General features: G+C 36.4%; 1 protein-coding gene. It reads left to right on the forward strand.

Annotated elements, in window-relative coordinates:
* Positions 1-38 precede the first annotated feature (38 nt).
* A complete protein-coding gene (locus tag ACFIMU_RS08720) occupies positions 39-581 on the forward strand; it encodes a hypothetical protein (protein WP_375697038.1) in 543 nt (180 codons plus the stop codon).
* The last annotated feature ends 142 nt before the right edge of the window (positions 582-723 follow it).

Below are 723 nucleotides of genomic sequence, written 5' to 3' on the forward strand. Positions count from 1 at the left end.
CATTTAAAAATTTAAATCTCTATAAAGGAATTGTGCTCATGCAAAAGAAGTTTGCACTCACAAATGAAACGCGTGTATTTGGTAAACATGTTCTCTACCGTATTAAAGCATTAAAAGATTTTGCTGATATCAAAGCAGGTACTTTAAGGGGCTTTATTGAAAAGGAAGATAACCTCTCTCATGATGGCAATTGCTGGGTGTATGATGAGGCTCTTGTGTTTAAAAATGGTCACGTTTATGAAAATGCAAGAGTTTTTGGCAATGCTGTCACTTGTGGTCATATCTATGGTCATGCGCGGGTTTATGACAATGCTATCATTGCTGGCTATGTTTATGATAATGCCCATGTTTATGGTAATGCACATGTGTATGGCAAGGCTATTATTTATGATAATGCCTATGTTTATGACAATGCTAGGGTTTATGAAAATGCTCGTATAGCAAATAACGTGCATGTTTATGAAAATGCCAATATTCATGGCATTGCTGTTATTCGTGAAAATGTCGGCGGGTCTACTAAAATAAAAACCTATACTGAACGTCTCTCTCCTTATGGTGAATTAGAGATTGTCTGGGTCTAATTAATAAAGCAGCGGCGGGCGCGGCGGGGGTGCCCCTCTTTTAAATTTCCCATTCCAAATTTTAGCAAATGTTTATCACATTAAATTGTGAGGGTATCTCTATGTGCAAAAAATATGAATTAACCAGTGAAATCAAAAAAAT

Origin of the sequence: Bartonella sp. AC70YNML (assembly GCF_042196545.1) — a bacterium.
In the GTDB taxonomy this organism is placed as follows: Bacteria; Pseudomonadota; Alphaproteobacteria; order Rhizobiales; family Rhizobiaceae; genus Bartonella.

Coding starts and splice junctions, on each gene's coding strand:
- ACFIMU_RS08720 (WP_375697038.1), top strand. CDS start 39: ATGCAAAAGAAGTTTGCACTCACAAATGAAACGCGTGTATTTGGTAAA.